The sequence below is a fragment of the uncultured Campylobacter sp. genome, from assembly GCF_938045345.1.
Classification (GTDB): domain Bacteria; phylum Campylobacterota; class Campylobacteria; order Campylobacterales; family Campylobacteraceae; genus Campylobacter_B.
Window position 1 is genome coordinate 1 of the sequence record NZ_CALIMS010000060.1, and the last position, 18,943, is coordinate 18,943.

Annotated in this window: 13 protein-coding genes; 4 read left to right on the top strand and 9 right to left on the bottom strand. The window is 49.2% G+C overall.

Annotated elements, in window-relative coordinates; translation table 11 throughout:
- Positions 1–221: 221 nt before the first annotated feature.
- A complete protein-coding gene (locus Q0144_RS10415; RefSeq protein ID WP_298064083.1) occupies positions 222–641 on the bottom strand; it encodes an acyl-CoA thioesterase in 420 nt (139 codons plus the stop codon).
- A gap of 184 nt (positions 642–825) precedes the next feature.
- Here Q0144_RS10415 and ciaB point away from each other — a divergent pair, with 184 nt between their 5' ends.
- Positions 826–2,640, top strand: a complete 1,815-nt coding sequence (gene ciaB, locus Q0144_RS10420) for an invasion protein CiaB (RefSeq protein WP_298064085.1) — start codon at positions 826–828, stop codon at positions 2,638–2,640.
- A gap of 72 nt (positions 2,641–2,712) precedes the next feature.
- Positions 2,713–3,390: a hypothetical protein gene (locus Q0144_RS10425; protein ID WP_298064087.1), complete on the top strand. Its 678-nt coding sequence runs from the start codon at positions 2,713–2,715 to the stop codon at positions 3,388–3,390.
- A gap of 402 nt (positions 3,391–3,792) precedes the next feature.
- On the opposite strand, the gene Q0144_RS10430 is transcribed toward Q0144_RS10425, so the two are convergent.
- Positions 3,793–4,320 (bottom strand): hypothetical protein, encoded by a 528-nt coding sequence (locus tag Q0144_RS10430; RefSeq protein ID WP_298064089.1) that lies wholly within the window; start codon positions 4,318–4,320, stop codon positions 3,793–3,795.
- A 97-nt stretch (positions 4,321–4,417) separates the two neighbouring features.
- Between Q0144_RS10430 and Q0144_RS10435 the strand changes: the two genes are divergently transcribed.
- Entirely contained in the window at positions 4,418–7,861 is a 3,444-nt protein-coding gene (locus Q0144_RS10435; protein ID WP_298064091.1) for an acyl-[ACP]--phospholipid O-acyltransferase, read from the top strand.
- Between the two features lie 598 nt (positions 7,862–8,459).
- Here the strand turns inward: Q0144_RS10435 and Q0144_RS10440 are convergent.
- The 6 genes from Q0144_RS10440 to nifJ all read right to left on the bottom strand — a co-directional run bounded on the left by Q0144_RS10440 (position 8,460) and on the right by nifJ (position 16,064).
- Positions 8,460–9,236, bottom strand: a complete 777-nt coding sequence (locus Q0144_RS10440) for a hypothetical protein (protein ID WP_298064094.1) — start codon at positions 9,234–9,236, stop codon at positions 8,460–8,462.
- Between the two features lie 301 nt (positions 9,237–9,537).
- Positions 9,538–10,029: a flavodoxin FldA gene (gene fldA / locus Q0144_RS10445; RefSeq protein WP_298064096.1), complete on the bottom strand. Its 492-nt coding sequence runs from the start codon at positions 10,027–10,029 to the stop codon at positions 9,538–9,540.
- Between the two features lie 11 nt (positions 10,030–10,040).
- Positions 10,041–11,276, bottom strand: coding sequence for a hypothetical protein (locus Q0144_RS10450; RefSeq protein WP_298064098.1), 1,236 nt, complete (start codon positions 11,274–11,276; stop codon positions 10,041–10,043).
- On the bottom strand, positions 11,269–11,592 hold the full coding sequence (locus tag Q0144_RS10455) for a DUF2325 domain-containing protein (protein ID WP_005870807.1): 324 nt from the start codon (positions 11,590–11,592) through the stop codon (positions 11,269–11,271). The genes Q0144_RS10450 and Q0144_RS10455 overlap by 8 nt, the downstream gene beginning before the upstream one ends.
- Before the next feature lie 118 nt (positions 11,593–11,710).
- Positions 11,711–12,403 carry an aspartate/glutamate racemase family protein gene (locus Q0144_RS10460; RefSeq protein WP_298064100.1) on the bottom strand — a complete coding sequence of 231 codons (693 nt, stop codon included), beginning with the start codon at positions 12,401–12,403 and terminating at the stop codon, positions 11,711–11,713.
- Between the two features lie 79 nt (positions 12,404–12,482).
- A complete protein-coding gene (nifJ, locus tag Q0144_RS10465) occupies positions 12,483–16,064 on the bottom strand; it encodes a pyruvate:ferredoxin (flavodoxin) oxidoreductase (protein WP_298064102.1) in 3,582 nt (1,193 codons plus the stop codon).
- A gap of 789 nt (positions 16,065–16,853) precedes the next feature.
- Between nifJ and Q0144_RS10470 the strand changes: the two genes are divergently transcribed.
- Complete coding sequence (locus tag Q0144_RS10470) at positions 16,854–18,017, top strand: sugar transporter (RefSeq protein ID WP_298064104.1); 1,164 nt, start codon at positions 16,854–16,856, stop codon at positions 18,015–18,017.
- A 304-nt stretch (positions 18,018–18,321) separates the two neighbouring features.
- On the opposite strand, the gene ttdB is transcribed toward Q0144_RS10470, so the two are convergent.
- Positions 18,322–18,933 carry a L(+)-tartrate dehydratase subunit beta gene (ttdB, locus tag Q0144_RS10475; RefSeq protein WP_298064105.1) on the bottom strand — a complete coding sequence of 204 codons (612 nt, stop codon included), beginning with the start codon at positions 18,931–18,933 and terminating at the stop codon, positions 18,322–18,324.
- Positions 18,934–18,943 lie beyond the last annotated feature (10 nt).

Sequence of the window (18,943 nt, forward strand, 5' to 3'; positions counted from 1 at the left end):
AAAATTCTAAAATTCTAAAATTCTAAAATTCTAAAATTCTAAAATTCTAAAATTCCGTCTGCTAGGTTTTCCACCAAAATACTGTACAGCAAAATTCCGCGCTTAAAATTATAAAATTTTACGCAATAAATTCTGTGCACTAAGCCTATCCCACATAAGAATTTTCGCGTTATAAGCTTGATACTAAAATTCCTTGAGCTGAAACTAAAGTCTGAGAAATTTTAAAATCCGTGCAGCCTCTTAATCTCTGCGCTGATAGGCTTTTTTCGGCCTGATTTGGTCACACTTACGTAGGTTGCGATCGCGCTGGTTACGTGCAAGCACTCGCGAAATCCATCCTCACCCAGCCGCAACGCTGTGACCTCGATCTGCACGCGGATAGAGGTATTTCCCACACTTAGGACTTTTGCGTAGCAGCTGATGACATCGCCGATAAATACAGGCTGCTTGAAAGTTACCTCCTGCATCGAGATCGTCACGACCCGCTCGGGCGCTATCTCGCGCGCCGCCGTCGCGCCCGCTAAATCGATCTGCGCTAGTATCCAGCCGCCGAAAATATTGCCCGAGCTATTCGTATCCTTAGGCAGCGCTACGACCTTGATGCGAGGCTCGCCGAAATCGTCTAAGTTTAAATCGCTCATTTTTACTCCTTAAATTTAAAAATCTCGCATTTTAACCGCGCAAATTTAACACTTTTTCGATACAATCGGCAAAAATCTATGTCGAAATTTTAAAATTTTAAGCGGATGCGAGGATAGAATTTTGCTCGCGAAGCAGACACATTCCGCTCGTAAAAAGACGATAAAACGACAAAAAGGATACGCGATGAACGATTTTGCAAAACTTAGCGAGATGGCGGCCGCTGCTAAAGCGCAGCTAAACGCCCTCTACGACGAGCCGCACGCCGAGCTGATCGCGCGCGGGCTGAAGATCTGTGGCTTTGAGTCTGGCGATACCGCGCGCATTGCCGTGCTAAGCCGAATCGTCGATCTCAAAGAGGATCCGCTGCTGCAAGAATTTCGCCGCTTAGGCTACGATGAGGCGCGGCAGCGCGAGCTAAAGAGCAAAATGTACGATTTCACGCGCGAAATACATGAGAGCGCGCATGCGGCTCTCATCGCCGAAGCCGGCGCGCAGGGGATTTTGCAGCCGTTTTATCTGGAGCTTTTAAAAGGCGTGCACCGCATCGGGCTCGTGTTAAGCGATATGCAAAAAAGCTGGCAAGCCCTAATTATCGAAGGCACGAACAAGCGCTGGGAAAAGGAATTTAGCTCGCTTGCGCAGGCAAAGGAATTTTTACTGCAAGAGGAGCTGTTTATGCGCACGCCTCACGGCGAGATCTGCGAGCGCTGCTACGGCGCGATAGTGCAGCGCGAGGGCAAATCCCAAATGCTGCCCTACGCCGTGGCATTTGCGGATGAGACAGCGAAGCTGCAAAGCGAATTTAGCGATCTTTTGGAGCGTCTGGTGATGCTTGCAGAAGATGAGAGCGAGCTAGCTTACGTCGCGTATCTATCTAAGCTCAAACAGGCCTTTTGCGAGAGAGATTCTAGCGCGGTGATCGGCGCGTGGCGGGATGCGGAGATCGCGTGGATGGATATAAAAACGCCGCTTCAGATCGGGCATCCGCTTGAGTACTACGAGGACGCCTACACACACGCAGTCGCGCTGGAATGGGACGTCAGGCTTGCGGGCGCGTATGAGTTTAGCGCGGAGGAATTTAAAGCGCGCGTAAGTGAGAGCTTTGAGCGCGCGTATGAAAAAATAGACGCGAACAATGCCGTCATGCACTCGCTCGTGCTCTCAAACATCGCCAAGACCCAGCTTTACGTCTGCGCGCCGCTGATCTACTACGGAGCCGATCTTAACGGGCTCTTTTCGGCGCAGGTCGTACCCAACGACGAGTTCGTAAGCACCAACTGCGGCAAGAAAATTTTCGCCTTCGTAAATTTCGTCTATGAAAGCGCCAAGGCTAGACCTTTTATGCGGCTAAGCAGCGAAATTTTTACTCTCGATTATCTAAATTTCGGGCGCGAAATTTTATTTAAAAAGCCGCGAATTTGGCGCCGCGTCTACGAAATATCGACGATCGGGCATGAGTTCGGGCATATATTTTTCATCGATGCGGACACCGAGGCGCGCATGAACCGCTCGGGGCTTTTCAAGCTCATCGAGGAGTACAAGGCGACCACCGGCGGGCTTATCAGCTTCTTTTTCCACGAAGAGGAGGAGTTTTGCTTGCCGGTTCTGGATGAGCTGATCCGCCGCGCCGTGGGGCTCATCGCGTGGCAGCGGGTGGAGGAGCTCAAGCCCTACTACTGCGAGGCTCTGATACATCTGAACTTGCTTTTTGCATCGGGCGTTTTGAAATTCGACGGCATGCGGCTGGCGGTTAAATTTGATCGCGCAGGCTACGAGGGCTTCAAAGCCGCGTGTTTGCAAAACTATGAGGAGCTGGCGCGGCTTTATTGCGACAAAAAGGACGCGGCGGAATTTTTATCGCGCTTTGCGGAGCTTAGCGGCGGCGTGTATCTGCCGTGCGAGGCGCAGGTGCGGGAGTTTGTGGAGTTCTACTACTCGCGCTATGAAGCGATCGGCAACGAAACGGATCCTAGCAATGAGCGAGCAAAGTGGCTTTAAATTTTTTAGCTCCGAAGCGCGCCTTAAAATATGGAAAGCTAGTAAAATTCCGCGGAATTTTAAGGGGAAAGCATGAGCTATTTTAAAAATTTACTCTCCGATTTGCGAAACGGCAGGCTCGCGCTGCATCCGATTTTACTCGCGGCGACGTTTTGTATAGTGAAAATTTCGTGGCCTTATTTAATAGGACCTACGGGCGATGATGGCTCGGGCGGGACAATCTTCGGTAACTTCATATTTTGGGACCTTGCAGCATGCACGTGTTTCATAGCGCTGGGCGCACATCTTGTCTATGTGGCGGGGCGCGGCAGCAAAAACAGCCAAAGTAGTAGCTGCGAAAACAGCGACTACGAAGGCGCGATGCAACCCCGTGGGCTGCGCTATTTAGCCGTGCTACGCGCTATCTTATGTGCCCTATGTATCATCGCTTGCGTGGTGGGCTATCTTACCGCGGATGTAAATCACCAAAAATTAGGCGTTCTAAATTGGTTTTTTCCGACCGCGCTAGCAAGCGCTTTCATATATTTGGTTGCGATCTGGGTTGTTACGACCGACTCTGAAATAGTAGCTTGGGGTGCCGTCTTTGGGACAAGCTATGTAGTCGCTTGCTATGCGGTTTGCAAATGTTTTTTTTGGTATGGTGGATATGTATTTTGGAAAGGGTTGGAGATAATCTTTCCCCTAATTTGGGCGTTTCATTTCAAGCGCACCTACAAAAAGCTCCTAGCAGAGGAGATGCGCGAGGCGTAACGGCAAGCTGAATGCAGAATTTTAGCCAAAATTTTGTCGCCAGCCGCAGTTTAAAATTAGCGCGAGCGTAGCTCGCCCTTTGAGCGTGCCAGGGGTTGGGGGATTTTAAGGGGGAAGGGGAGCGCCTCGCAAGTAGCGCCCCTTCCCCCTTAAGAGAAAACGCTGCCACGCCCCAAATTCTAGACGCAAATTCTACATAGAGAAATTTTAAATTTATTACATGAAATTCCGTTTAAATTTTAGCCCGCGATATGCTTCTCTTGGGGCGGGAAGGAGGCTTGAATTGCGAGGTCACACCTCTCGCAGAGGGTGGCGCTGCCCCGCAGCACCGCATTGCTCTGCTCGCCCACAAACCCCACCCATCCCCCAACGACGCTTTAAGCGGTGCAGGCTACGCCTGAGTTAAATTTCAACATCCATATCCACGGATTCGATCTGCAGCCCGCGCAGATCTGCAAGGTGCTGCACCGCGGCGTCTGTTTCGGCGTTTTTTGGAAGCACGATGTGAAAGCCGCGATCAAACGCCAAGAAAAAATTCTCCCCGCCCGCAGCGATGCGATTTAGCGAGCGCGCGGCAAATTTTTCGCTTGCGCGCGGCTCGCCCTTTGAAAATGAAATTTCATCCTCGCCCGCGATAAATTCCATCTCTATGTTTGAGTTTTGCGCGAGCTTAGCAGCATCCAGATGCTTTCTTAGCATGCGGCGGTAAAATTTCGGATAAAAAATAAGCCACGCCGCACCCAAAATAACCGACGCCACGTTCGCAATCGGCACCGTTTTTAAAAGCCCGTCGATGATGATGCCCATAAGCAAAAACTCAAACGGTATGGCGTAGGTGCTTACTAGGCGCTGCTTGCGCGCCTTTTTGCTGTAAAGCAGCATAAATTTATTGAGGTTATCGACATCGTGATTTGTGATTTGCACTTTCATATTTTTCCTTTAATTTTTGCGTAATTGTAGCGAAGCCGCCTTAAATTTGCGTCTATTAACTTCCGTGAGATAAAATCCCGTTTTTAAAGGAGATAGCTTGAAATCTTTATTAAAAATCAACGGATTTTTGCCGTTTTTGGCGATTATGTTTATCAACGCAAGCGTCGATCTGGGCCATAAGATCACGATTCAAAACGTCCTTGTTAAAAGCGCCGACTCGGGCGCTCTCATCGCCCTTACCTCCCTTGTAAATTTGCTGATTTTGCTGCCTTACGTATTTCTTTTTAGCGCCAGCGGCTATCTCAACGACAAATTCTCGCGTACCCGCATCACGCGGATCTGCGCAAAGCTCGGCGTCGCGCTTACCGCGCTCATTACGCTAGGTTATCTGTGCGGGTGGTTTTATTTCGCGTTTTTTATGACGATCCTGCTTGCGGCGCAAAGCGCGATCTACTCGCCCGCCAAATACGGCCTGATTAAAAAGATCGTCGGCGCGAAAAATTTAGGCGCGGCAAACGGCCTCGTACAGGCTCTTACCATCATCGCGATTCTGCTTTCATCGCTTGTGTTTTCGGTGATTTTCGAGCTGTTCGCAGTCCGCAGCAGCGACGCGGGCGAGCTGATGAGCTCGGTTTGGTTCATCGGCGTGCTTTTGGTCGCGGGCTCCGTGCTTGAAACATACTACTCATATAAAATTCCATTCTTCGACGCCGCGCAACCACAGGCGGAATTTAATAAAGACGACTATCTTAAGCTTCGCTATCTAAGGCAAAATTTAAATTTTGTGCTAAAAGACAAAAACGTCCTGCTCTGCACGCTGGGGCTTGCGATGTTTTGGGCGGTTTCACAGCTTGTGATCGCGACCTTTCCGGCTCACTACAAAGCTCTTAGCGGCAGCGACAACGTAATGGTGATCCAGGTGATCTTAGCTCTTAGTGCGATTGGAATCGCGCTAGGCTCGATCTTCGCGGGCAGCTACTGCAAAAAGCATATCGAGCTCGGTATCGTGCCGTTCGGCGCATTCGGTCTGGCGCTCGCGCTAATGGTGCTAGCCAACGCGCACTCGGTATTTTGGCTCGGCACGGCGTCGTTTTTTTTCGGATTTAGCGGCGGAATTTTCATCGTACCGCTCAACGCCGTAATTCAGTTTTTTACCGCCGACGAGCGCATGGGGCGGGTGCTCGCGGGTTCAAATTTTATTCAAAATATCTTTATGGTGCTGTTTTTGCTCATCGCCATCATCTTGGTGCATTTTGCGGTCGCCAGCGGCGAAATTTTCGTTATGGCGGCACTGTGCGTGCTCATCTGCGGGATCTTCGGCGCGAAATATTTGCCACAGCTTTTCGTTAGAATTTTACTCATTCCGTTTATGAAATTCGGCTACCAAGTACACGTAGACGGTATCGAAAACATCCCGCAAAAAGGCGGCGTACTGCTTTTGGGTAACCATATCAGCTGGATCGATTGGGCGGTGGTGCAGCTTGCGTGCCCGCGCGGGGTGCGCTTCGTGATGCATCGCAGCTACTACGATCTGTGGTATTTGAAGTGGTTTTTTAAAATTTTCCGCGTCATTCCGATCGGAGCGGGCGTGAGCAAAAGCGCGATCGAAAGCATCCGCGAGGCGCTAAATGCAGGCGAAGTGGTAGGGCTCTTCCCCGAGGGCCACATCAGCTACAATGGCCGCATAGACGAGTTTCAGGGCGGATTTGAGCTAGCCGCGCACGATACGAACTCCGTCATCGTGCCTTTTTATATCAGAGGGCTTTGGGGATCGACGTTTTCGCGCGCCAGCGAGCATTATAAAAGAACGATCTCGCAAAACGGCAAAAACGCACTTCGCGTAAGCTTCGGCGCGCCGATCGAGGCAAATTCCAAGGCGCACGAGGTAAAGCGTGCGGTAACGGAGCTGTCGTTTTTCAGCTGGGGCAAATACCTCGCAAGCCTAAAGCCGCTTGCCTACAACTGGCTAAATCAAGCCAAAAGATCGCCTTTTAAGCGCGTAGCGGTCGATAGCACGGGAGTGAGCTTCACAAATTTAGCGATGATGAGCGCCGTTTTGATACTTCGCAAAAGACTAAAAAGCCGCATAAGCAGCGAGGAAAACGTCGGTATCGTTTTGCCTAGCTCGGTCATCGCAAGCGCCGTAAATTTAACGCTTTTTGCGATGGGCAAAACGAGCGTAAATTTAAACTACACGCTAAGCGAGGAAAATTTAATCTACTGCGCCGATAAGGCAAACATTCGCACGATCATCAGCTCGCGCAAATTCGTAGAAAAGCTCAAATCAAAGGGCTTTGAGCTGGATAGTTCGATCGGCGATCGGCTCGTGTACCTTGAAGATCTAAGCGAGGGCGTCTCTAAAAACGAGCGCATAGCTTGCGCGCTAAAATCGCTGCTAATGCCTAAAATTTTATTTCGCGCGCTGTATTTTAAGCCGCACGCGATAGATGACGTAGCGACCATTTTATTTAGCAGCGGCAGCGAAGGAAAGCCCAAAGGCGTGGTTTTGACGCATAAAAATATAATGGCGAACGTCCGTCAAATTTCAGAGCTCATAAACGCCACCGAGCACGACGCGATTTTAGCGTCGCTGCCGATCTTTCACTGCTTCGGGCTTACCGTAACGACGCTATTTCCGCTAAACGACGGAATTTTAAGCATCCACGTGCCCGATCCTACGGACGCCTTTAGCGTCGGCAAGATGAGCGCGAAGTACGGCGCTACGATAATGTTCGGTACTTCGACGTTTTTTAGGCTCTACACCAAAAATAAAAGACTCAATCCGCTTATGCTAGCAAGCATCCGCCTGGCGATTGCGGGCGCGGAGAAGCTAAACGAAAACGTCCGAAAGGAATTTAAGATAAAATTCGGCATCGAAATTTACGAGGGCTACGGCACGACCGAGACTGCGCCGGTGGTGAGCGTAAATACGCCGAATGTCCTCGAGCCCGATTTTTTCAAAGAGCTTCACTTCAACCGCGAAAAAAGCGTCGGCTTGCCGCTTGCAGGTACGGTCATAAAAATAACCGATCCCGCCTCGCTTCAGCCGCTATCAAACGGGCAGGAGGGGCTTATCTTAATCGGCGGACATCAGGTTATGAAGGAGTACTACGATGAGCCGGCAAAAACCGCCGAAGCGATCGCGCAAATAAACGACGTGCGCTACTACAAAAGCGGCGACATCGGCTATATCGACGACGACGGGTTTTTATTTATCACCGACCGCCTTTCGCGCTTTGCTAAAATCGGCGGCGAGATGATTAGCCTGGGCGCAGTAGAAAGCGCCGTGGGCGAAATTTTAGGCGAAAGCGCGATCTATTCGTGCGTGAACCTAAAAGACGAGAAAAAGGGCGAAAAGATCGCTCTGCTTTACGTGGGCGAGGCGAGCGAGGATGAAATTTCGCGCCGCCTGAAGGACTCCGCGCTGGCGCCGATAATGCAGCCAAGCGTCGTGAAAAAGGTGGAGCAAATCCCGGTACTCGGCAGCGGCAAGGTAAATCTCAAAGCGGTAAAGGATCTGGCGATCGAGCTGGGACTTTAGGGCAAAATCTAAGTAAAAGGATTTGGCTAGTGCGAGGCTTTAAAACCGCGGAATTTTGGCTGTATTACAGAACTACGAAATTTCGCGCTGTGAAATTTTAATCGATTTAAATTTTAAAAAACTTTGTAATAAAATGCTCCGTGTGTAAGCTTATGGAGGCTACTGACGCTGCTCGTCGTTATTGGCTATAAAACAAGAGCGCGACGGCAGAATTTCGCGATGTGGGTTTGTGAAGTCGAGGAGTTCTAAGGCGTTAAATTTCAGGCTGCAAAATTCAAAATTGAGAAAAATCTAGCTGCTAAATTTCGATTAATTCAGTTTGTAAAATTACGCGCATAAGGCGCCTTAGTAAAATATGGAATTCCGTGCTTAAAATTCCACGCCGCGACATAAAAAGGAATTTTAATCGTGGTAAACAAGCGCGACATATCAACTCAGCCGTGAAATTCCGCATTAAAATTTTACGTCGAAACCGCAGACGAAATTCCGCAAAATTCTATCGAAATTCTATGAAATTTTACCGAGAATGAAATTCTTTAATTTCGTAGCGGAGCGAATTTTAAAATTCTGCTCCGCTACTCAAGAATTCCGCAGCATATTATCTTGCATAAAATACTGCTAGTGCGTCTTTAGATGTATCATTTTTGCCGGCAGGCTCCTCTTCGCCATCGGACATTATCTTAAATCCCGGCGCCAAATCTACGCTTTTATCGTTATTGACGACGAAATTAAGCTCTATAGTTGCACTAGACGGCGCTTTTTTATTATATGCACCATAACTAGCTTTTAATTGCTCTGGCGTCAATTGCGAATGATACACCGCATTTTTCAAGAAATCTAAAACGCCCGGTAGATATGTCTTATCTTTTTTAGGGTCTTGGTCTTTTAGAATTTCATCCTCTAGCGACTTATCGCAATCGATCAATCCCCTCTGATCTTCGTATTCTATCTCACCTTTTGCTTTTATAGTCTCTTGGAATTTCGCGTCGTTTAGTTTACAAAGTTTGTTAGCTAGCTGAAGCAAGCTATTCCTATCATAAGCTTTACCCCCGTAGAACTTCATAGTACTATCCATGTTACCACTTAAAGCATCTTTATTATATTTCTCGCGACGTTCTTTGGTCGCTTTCTCTTTTGCGGCATTCAATGCTTCCATATCTATGTCGCACACCATCGTGACGGATTTTAGCCCACCGCGATCAGCCTTCGACCACGTGATATTTTTACATCTTTTCGACCCCTCGATCGCCGTGCCTATACTCATAGATTTAAAATCGGGCAAAGTATAGTTTTTGACGAGTTCTATCTCGTCCTCACCGCATCCTGCTAACACCAAAGCCGCCGCTACGGCACCCATCATATATCTGAGCTTCATACTTACTCCTTAAGATTAAAGTAAGGAATACTAGCCCCCCCGCTTAAAATTTGATTAAATTTGAGGTAAATTTTGAGATTAATTGTTAAGCATTAGCGGAATATTTTAAAATCTCACTAAATTTATCGGCAACAAAATTTTATGTGATAAAAATAGGCTAAATTTTATTTGCCAGTATGATACAAAAAATTACAAGCAGAAAGAAGTTTTAAAATTTTATAGCTTTGTAATTTAGCTAGAGCTTTAATGATAATTCTAATTTGCCGCGAAGCGCACGCTCCGCAGCAAATTTAAAGGAGGACTATTTAAAAGATGGAGCGATCTGCGCTATCCACGCCTCGATACGGCTCTCGGTGAGGTCGCTTTGATTGTCGTTGTCTAGCGCGAGGCCAACGAATTTGCCATCCACTACGGCCTTGCTCTCGTCGAATTCATATCCATCGGTAGGCACTGCACCTACGATATTTGCACCCGCTTTTTTGAAGTTGTCATATAGCTCGCGCATTGCGTTGCAGTAGGCGTCGCTGTAGCTTGAGCTATCGCCCATACCAAAAATCGCGACGGTCTTGCCCGCGACATCAAGAGCTGAGAAATCAAAGCCCGCCCAGTCGTCTTGTAGCTCGCCGTCGTTCCATGTGGAGCTGCCGATGATGAGCGCGGTGTATTTATCTAGGTCTGCAGGCGCGATGTCCGCAACGTTTTTAAGCTCATTTTCGATGCCGAGCTTTTCCGAGATCAGCTTCGCAGCGTCCTCAGTATTGCCCATCGAGCTTCCAAAAATAATTCCAACCATTTGGTATCCTTTTAATAAATTTTGTCGGTGAGCTTGTATGGTACTAATTTCATAATGAAATTTCCCTTAAAGCATTCGCTTTTTATCTCGACGTGGCGGTTAAAATTTTCATTTTTTGGATAGACAAGATACAGGGCATCGAGGTTTGCTCCGCGGCAAAGCTCTAGCGCTTTTTTTATATCATTATCATAAATGGCTGGATTTTGAGGTAAAATTTTTTTAAAGCTCGTAACCACGCCTAGGCTAAAACTGCTCTTGCGAACTACGATGAGCTCGCCCGATTTGCCCACAAGCTGCAGCTGTGCGCCTGCATTGCGAAGCGCGATTTTGCAAAATACGAAGTTGCAAAACGCATCGTCTCCGTTTAGCAGCAATCCGCTACGCAGACTCACGATTGCGCTAGTTAGCTTATAAGCGGGCTTGGCGGCAAATACAGGCAGCGGCATATCGCGCAGATAGGCAAAGATTATCGCATTATCCGCCGTACAGAATTTCATGGCGGGCTTGAAGCGGTAAATTTTGCGAGCACCGCGCCTAAGTTCGGAAGCGATAAAATTTAAAAACGCAGCGCGAAACTGCGAAGCGCCCTTTAAATTTGCGGGCAGAATTCTATAATCCGCATTAACGTTAAAATTATATAGAGCTAGCATCGCTCGCGCTCGCGAAGCCGCATCATAATCCTGCAGCGCCTCTGGCGCAATCTCGCGCCCGTTCGCATCAAAGCCAAAAATCTCGCCGCTAAAGAATTGCTTATTAAAAACTTCGGCATTTAAAATTTCATCATCAATAAGCTCATTATCGCGCCGCAGATCCGCTTTTTGGCGTTTTTCGCGCGTCGCGATATCTCGTTTTGACGCGGTAGTATCTTGTAATAAAGCTGATTTCTCGTCCGAACGCTTAGCGCAGAAAAAATTCTTTTGCGCTAAGCCAGTGTTGTAAAAAGCCTTTGCTGTCAAATTCCTGTTCGCGCTGCCTTTTTGCGCGCTCTTTGCAGCGCACGGCTTAGAGGCATTATGATTAAGCGCGCCCGATTTACCGCTTGAAAACTTTTTAAATTTGCCGCTAAATTTCTTGCTTTCGGCGTGTGCAAGGTAAGTAGCGTTAAATTTGTTAGAATTTAAAAAATCCTTGGAATTTAGCTCGCCAACTTTATCGTCGTAAGCATTTGATTGCGGCGTAGTGCGCGATTTTTTAACCGCTTGCCTGGGCTTGCCGGCATTACTTAAATTCCTTGGGATTTTAATCATCTTCGCAAGGTCTGCAACCGAATTCTTGATTTAAATTGAAAACCTTACAGTATTCGCAAAATACGCAGCTGACGCTTCTTTTAGCGCATACGAGCGGGATTTTGCGCTTTTTTACTTCGCCTTTGATTTTTTTCATCGTGTTGTGGTTTAAAAAGCTCGTAAGCATCACGACACACTCGGTATCCTGCGGGATCGGCTTACGATTTACGCGATTTTCGTTTCGTGCATCCCAGTGCTCGATATTGCTCGCGCCAAGGTCTTTTAAAACCGCCTTAATGGGTGTAATCTCATCTGCTCCTATAACTAAAACGTTCATTTCATCCCCTTATATGATTGATATTCGTTATTATAACAGAGAAAGATTAAATTTAACTGATAATATATATAAAAATTTGAAATTATAAGCCGGAATTTTACCGGTTCATATTTGATATTTATTCGCTTAAAGCTAGACTTACTGCCGCATCGATGTGGATCTGCGTAGTATCAAATAGCCACGCGGCGGTATCTGCTTGCGATACGAGCAGCCCGATCTCCGTGCAGCCCAGTATCACTCCCTGCGCGCCGCGAGCCCTAAGTCCTTCAATAATCCGTAAAAATTTCTCTTTGGAGTGCGGTAAGATTTTACCGAAGCAAAGCTCATTAAAAATTACTTCGTTTACCGCTTCCATTTCGTCCGCATTTGGCACGAGTACCTCTACGCCGCCATCTATCAAGCGCTGTTTGTAAAAATCCTGCGTCATCGTGTAGATCGTGCCGAGCAGCCCTACTTTTTGCACGCCACGTTTTCGCAGCTCACTTAACGTGGCGTCCGCGATATGCACGAATGGTACAGAGATAGCGGCTTTTATCGCCTCGTAGCACTTATGCATCGTGTTAGTGCAAAGAAAAATATAATCCGCGCCGCCGCCTTGCAAAACTCGCGCGTGACGAGCTAAAATTTCACCTGCCCTGCCCCACTCATTATCTCTTTGGCACCGCTCGATCTCGTCAAAATTTAGACTACTTAGCAGGATTTCGCCGCTACTTAGCCCGCCTAGACGCTCGTTAATTTTGCGATTGATCCCATCATAATAGGTAATCGTAGATTCGTAGCTCATACCGCCGATTAGTCCGATTTTTTTCATGGATTTTCCTTTTGGAATTTAACGAAATTCCTGGGTCACAAATTCTGCGACCCGGAATTCTAAAAACTAACTACAACGCTTAAGCATTCTCGCTCGCGACGCCCGCAGAGATAACCTCATCGCCGAAATCGGCATTCGCAAGCCGCTTGAGCTGGCGGTAACGCCTCATCGCGTCGGCTTTGTTGGCTTCATAAAGCTTGCCCGCGTGCTCCGGATCGATCTTTTTAAGCGCGTTGTAGCGCACCTCGTTTAGCAAAAATTCCTCATAAAGGCTCCAGTCGGGCTCTTTGGATGAAATTTTAAGCGGATTTTTGCCCTCCGCCGCAAGTCGCGGATCGAAGGTGTAGGTCGGCCAATAGCCGCATTTGCTCGCAAGCTCGGCTTGATCGCCGGAGCTGCCCATGCCGCCTTTGATACCGTGCGCGATACACGGCGAATACGCGATGATAAGGCTAGGACCGGGGTAAGCCTCCGCCGCCATGATCGCTTTTAGCGTTGCGGCTTGGTTTGCGTTGGAATTTACCTGTGCGACGAAGATGTTGCCGTATGTCATCGCGATCTGACCGAGGTCTTTTTTCTGAACGCGCTTACCGCCTGCAGTAAACTGCGCGATCGAGCCGCGGCGGCTAGCTTTGGAGCTCTGCCCGCCGGTGTTTGAGTAAACCTCCGTATCCAGCACCAGCACGTTTACGTCCTCGCCGGTAGCCAGCACGTGATCTAGCCCGCCGTAGCCGATGTCGTAGGCCCATCCGTCGCCGCCGATGATCCACTGCGATTTTTTGTTTAGATACTGCTTTAGCTCTAAAATTTCACGAACCCCGGGCGCGTCCAAATTTTGTTCTAGTAGCGGCACCAGCCTATCTCTGATCTGAGCGGATTTTAGCGTATCGTCTCTGTTTTCGATCCAGTCGTGATAAAGCGCCTTTAGCGCGTTTGGCACGCTTGAGAGCGAGCCTAGCATTAGATCTTCGATCTTATGGCGCAGCGTCTCGCTTGCGATCTTCATTCCCAGCCCAAACTCGGCGTTGTCCTCAAAAAGCGAGTTCGCCCACGCGACGCCGCGGCCGTTCTCGTCCTTGCGATACGGCATCGAGGGCGCCGATCCGCCGTAGATCGAGCTACAGCCCGTAGCGTTGGCTACGATCATATGATCGCCGAAAAGTCGCGTGATCAGCGTGATGTACGGCGTCTCGCCGCAGCCCGGACATGCGCCGTGAAATTCAAAATACGGACGGGCAAAGCCTACGCCCTTGACGCTTGATCTGTCCATCAAATCGTCTTTGTATCTTACGTGCTCAAATAAAAAGTCTGCGCTTTCTTGCTCGCCCTTTGCAAGTTCTTCTTCAAGCGGCACCATGACGAGCGATTTCTCCTTGCTCGGGCAGTTTTCGGCGCAGAGCGCGCAGCCCGTGCAATCTAGCGGGCTTACTTGGATCTTATATTTTAGCCCCTTTAGCTCCTTGCCCTTGGCTTCTAGCAGGTGATCTTTTAAATTTAAAGGCGCGGCGGCTTCGTCCTTTTCGTCTAGCAAAAACGCCCTGATTACGGCGTGCGGACAGACGAAGGCGCACTGGTTGCACTGGATACAGTTTTGCTCGATCCATTTAGGCACCGTGACGCCTACGCCGCGCTTTTCAAATCGCGTGCTGCCCGCGTCAAAGCCGCCGTCCTCGTGCCCTAAAAACGCCGACACCGGCAAGCTATCGCCGCGCGCCGCGTTCATCGGTTTTACGATCTTTTCTATAAATTCGTCGCCCTTGTATTTATCGTTCGTATCCGCCGCGTCATCTTTTAAATTTACCCACGCAGGATCGATCGCTACCTGCACCAAAGCATCCGCGCCCCTATCGATCGCGTCGCAGTTCATCGCCACGACCGCCTCGCCCTTTTTAGCGTAGGTTTTCTTGGCATATTCCTTCATATAGCTCTGCGCCTGCTCAAACGGAATGATTCCGCTAAGCTTGAAAAACGCCGATTGCATGATCGTATTAGTGCGGCCTCCAAGCCCTATGTCGTGCGCCAGCTTGGTGGCGTTTAGAATGTAAAATTTTACCCGTCTTTGGGCTAGAATTTTTTTGACCTTGTTCGGAAGCTTTGCCGCCGTCTGCTCGGCATCCCAGATGGAATTTAAAAGGAAGGTGCCGCCTTCGCGGATGCCCCCGATGACGTCGTAGATGTCCAGATACGCAGCGACCGAGCAGGCGACGAAATGCGGATTTGAGACGAGATAGGTCGAGCGGATCGGCCTTTTGCCGAAGCGCAGGTGCGAGCGCGTGTAGCCGCCAGATTTTTTGCTGTCGTAGGCAAAATACGCCTGCGCATAAAGATCGGTTTTATCGCCGATGATTTTGACGGAATTTTTATTCGCGCCCACTGTGCCGTCTGCGCCCAAACCGTAAAACAAGCACTCTATCTCATCCTTGTAGCCGAGCGAAATTTTATCTCCCACGGGAAGGGATAGATGCGTCACGTCGTCGTCGATGCCGATCGTAAAGCCGTTTCTAGGCTCGTCCGCCTTTAAATTTTCATACACGGCGATTAGCTGCGCGGGATCAACGTCCTTGGAGCTTAGCCCATATCTGCCGCCCACGATGAGCGGAGCGTCCTCGCGCCCGTAAAATGCGGCCTTTATATCCAAATACAGCGGCTCGCCGAGACTGCCTGGCTCCTTCGTGCGGTCTAGCACGGCGATTTTACGCACGCTTTTAGGCATCGCGGCGAAGAGATATTTGAGGCTGAAAGGCCTATAGAGATGCACTTTTAGTACGCCTACCTTCTCGCCCTTCGCGTTTAGATGATCGACCACCTCCTCAAGGGCTTGATTGACCGAGCCCATCGCGACGATCACGCGCTGCGGCTCACTTGCACCGTAATAGACGAAAGGCGCATACGACCGCCCCGTGATCTTTGAAATTTCGCTCATATACTCCGCGACGATGTCAGGGAGCGCGTCGTAAAATTTATTAACTAGCTCGCGCGTCTGAAAATACACGTCGTCGTTTTGCGCCGTGCCGCGAGTTTTAGGATGCTCAGAGCTTAGCGCGCCCTCTCTAAATTTACGCACGGCCTCGCGATCCAGCAAGCGATCAAACTCGGCATAGTCCATCACCTCGATCTTTTGAATTTCATGGCTCGTGCGAAATCCGTCGAAAAAGTGCAAAAACGGCACTCGCCCCTTAATCGCCGCAAGATGCGCGATACCGCCCAGATCCATCACCTCCTGCACGCTGTTGCTTGCAAGCATCGCAAAGCCGCTCTGGCGACAGGCATAGACGTCTTGATGATCGCCGAAGATGGAGAGCGCCTGCGCCGCAAGCGCGCGCGCCGCGACGTGAATGACGCCAGGAAGCATCTGGCCCGCAATCTTGTACATATTTGGAATTTTTAGCAAAAGCCCCTGCGATGCAGTGTACGTCGTCGTAAGCGCGCCCGCTTGGAGTGAGCCGTGCACGGTGCCCGCCGCGCCGCCCTCGCTTTGCATCTCGACCACTTTAACGGGCATGCCGAAGAGGTTTTTTTTGCCCTGCGACGCCCAAATATCGGTGTAATCCGCCATAGGCGAGCTAGGCGTGATCGGATAGATGCCCGCGACCTCGGTGAAGGCGTATGAGACGTAAGCCGCTGCCTCGTTTCCGTCCATCGTTTTCATAACTTTTGCCATTTTTCGTCCTTTGGAATTATCAAATTTCGCTAATTTTACATATTTATTGCTTAAAAATTTTAATGCTTCGCAAACCGAATAAAATTCTAAAGCTTTATCACGGAGGCGAGCGATAAGCGCGATCTGCGGGCGGTTTTAGGCTAGCATTGCGGACGATTTGAGACGGGCTCTTTCGCCGCTTTGAAAATAAATTTTTTGCATACTTTAAGCGCAGATCGCAAGCAGTGGGTAGAAATTAATGTAAATTTAGCCGTCTAACTTGAAATTCTAACCCAAATATCAAATGACGGGAATGCGCGAAAATTAAGAAATTTAAAAATGTACTTGCCACAAGATGAAAAAACCTCATATCGCAACAAGACTGGATAATAAAATTTAGCCACTACAAAGCCTCAACCGCTATACACATCCAAACTCGACGTAGCGAAATTTTATTTATGGCTTGCTACATGCGGTACATAAAATTTCAGCGCATTCTGCCAAATATAAGGAATTTTACTGCCTCCTGCCGAGCGCAGCGCAAATTTCATTTTAAATTTTCACTGGTCGATCGCTACGTGAATTTTACTCCATGCGACTTTGCGTTTTGAGCGTAAATTCTATTTCCGCAAGCTGCGCGGAGGATAAATTTAGCTATAATCCTCCGCTTAGATTTAGCACGAAACGCAGCACGTATATACGGCACGGAATTTTAAAAATTTTAAAATTTCAAGCAGAACTCGAAAAGCTAAAAACCGCTAAATATGCTAAACTTAAAGCCAAATTTAAAAAGCTCAAAAAGGAAAGCCGATGAACGTCCATAAAATCGCTTACACGAGAGTTATCGCGCTGGCGTTTGCCGCCTTTATTTTTAACACGACGGAATTTATCCCCGTGGCGCTGCTAAGCGACATCGCGGCGGATTTTAGCATGGACGTTACGAGCACGGGGCTAATCATCACGATCTACGCGTGGGCGGTGAGTATCCTCTCGCTGCCACTGATGCTACTAACCTCAAAGCTTGAGCGCAAGAGGCTACTTTTGCGACTTTTCGTGCTATTTACGCTAAGCCACGTCCTGGCCGCCATTGCGTGGAATTTTACCGTTTTGGTAATCGCGCGCCTTGGCATCGCGATTTCGCACGCGATCTTTTGGTCGATCACCTCATCGCTCGTCGTGCGACTAGCGCCGATAAATAAAGGCTCTCAGGCCATCGGCATGCTTGCTCTGGGCACCTCTCTGGCGATGGTTTTGGGGCTTCCTTTGGGACGAGTGGTCGGCGAGCTTTTTGGCTGGAGGATTACGTTTTTTGCGATCGGCGCGCTTGCGGCGGCGGAGGCGCTATTTCTCTGGAAAATTTTACCGTTTTTACCGAGTCGCCGCGCGGGCTCTCTTGCGAGCCTGCCGATGCTTGCAAGGCGCCCGATGCTGCTTGCTTTGTATCTGCTGACGTTTTTGATCGTAGGCGCGCATTTTACGACCTACAGCTACGTCGAGCCCTTCGTGGCGAAATTTAATCCCGCGGGCGATCACTTCGTAACCTACGTTTTGCTTGCATTCGGCGCTTCGGGAATCGCTGCGAGCGTGCTTTTTTCAAAGCTTTATCGCTCTTTTCCAAACGCCTTTTTGATCTGCTCGATCCTCTTTATCCTAGCCTCGGCGCTAACGCTAAAAGTTTTTGTCGCAAATGACGTAGCGCTACTGCTCGCGGCTTTCGTCTGGGGAGTGGGAATTTTTGGCTTTGGGCTTTGTTTGCAGATTAGGGTTTTGGCGCTGGCTCCCGACGCTACCGACGTCGCGATATCGATCTACTCGGCGATCTACAACGTAGGCATCGGCGGCGGAGCGCTTTTAGGGCATCAGATCGCAACGAGATTCGGGCTTGAACACATAGGCGAGGCGGGCGCAATACTGGGCGCGCTAGGGTTTGCAAGCTACCTCTATGCAAGCGTAAAATTCGCGGAGAAAAAATAGCGCGTAGGCTAAATTTGCGAAAGAGCTTCGGCGAGATTAGCGCGCGCTTTTAGTTGGCGCTTTAAAACAGCGGCTTTGCAGGTTTAAATTTTTAAAATTTATCCCTCGCGACCAGCTAAATTTGCAGATAAAATTTAATCTCGCGCTTAGCTCCGCCGTCTGTTTTATTAATCGATTACGCCCGCGCCATCCGCCCAAAGCACTTAAAATTTACCCCTCGTTATAGCGCTAAATTTTAAAATTTAACGACAGGGCGTAAAAAATTAAGGCGCAAAATTTAAAAGCGCGAGCCGCCCAAATTTAGCTACTTTATAAACCCGACCTGCGGTAAAATTTCAGCTAGCGCCGCATCCTTTTTCTCGTTAAATTTGATCTTATTCTGCTCAAAAAGATTATTTCCGTGCGCGTCGATCGAGACGATGAGCGGGCCAAACTCCTTCACGCGGCACTTCCACAGCGTCTCAGGCATCCCAAGCTCCGTCCAGTCCGCACTCTCGATCTCCTCGACCTGCGTCGCGGCCACCACTGCGCAGCCCGCAGGAAATACGCAGTGTATCGCGCCAAACTCCTTGCAGCCGCTCATCGTGCCCTCGCCCATGCCGCCTTTTCCGACAATGAGGCGCACGCCCGTTTTAGCGATAAACTCGCGCTCGAATTTCTCCATCCGCATGCTAGTAGTCGGCCCCACGGAGACCATCTCAAAGCCCTCATCGCCCGTTTTTCTGATGATCGGCCCCGCGTGCAAGATCGCGCCGCCCCTGATATCTAGCGGAAGCTCGCGGCCCTCCTGCACGACGCGTCTGTGCGGCACGTCGCGGCAGGTGACGATGTGCCCGCTGAGGTAGATCACGTCGCCGATCTTGATATCCGCTAGATCCTCGGGCGCGATCGGCGTGGTTAAAATTTTCTTACTCATAGCGCGAACT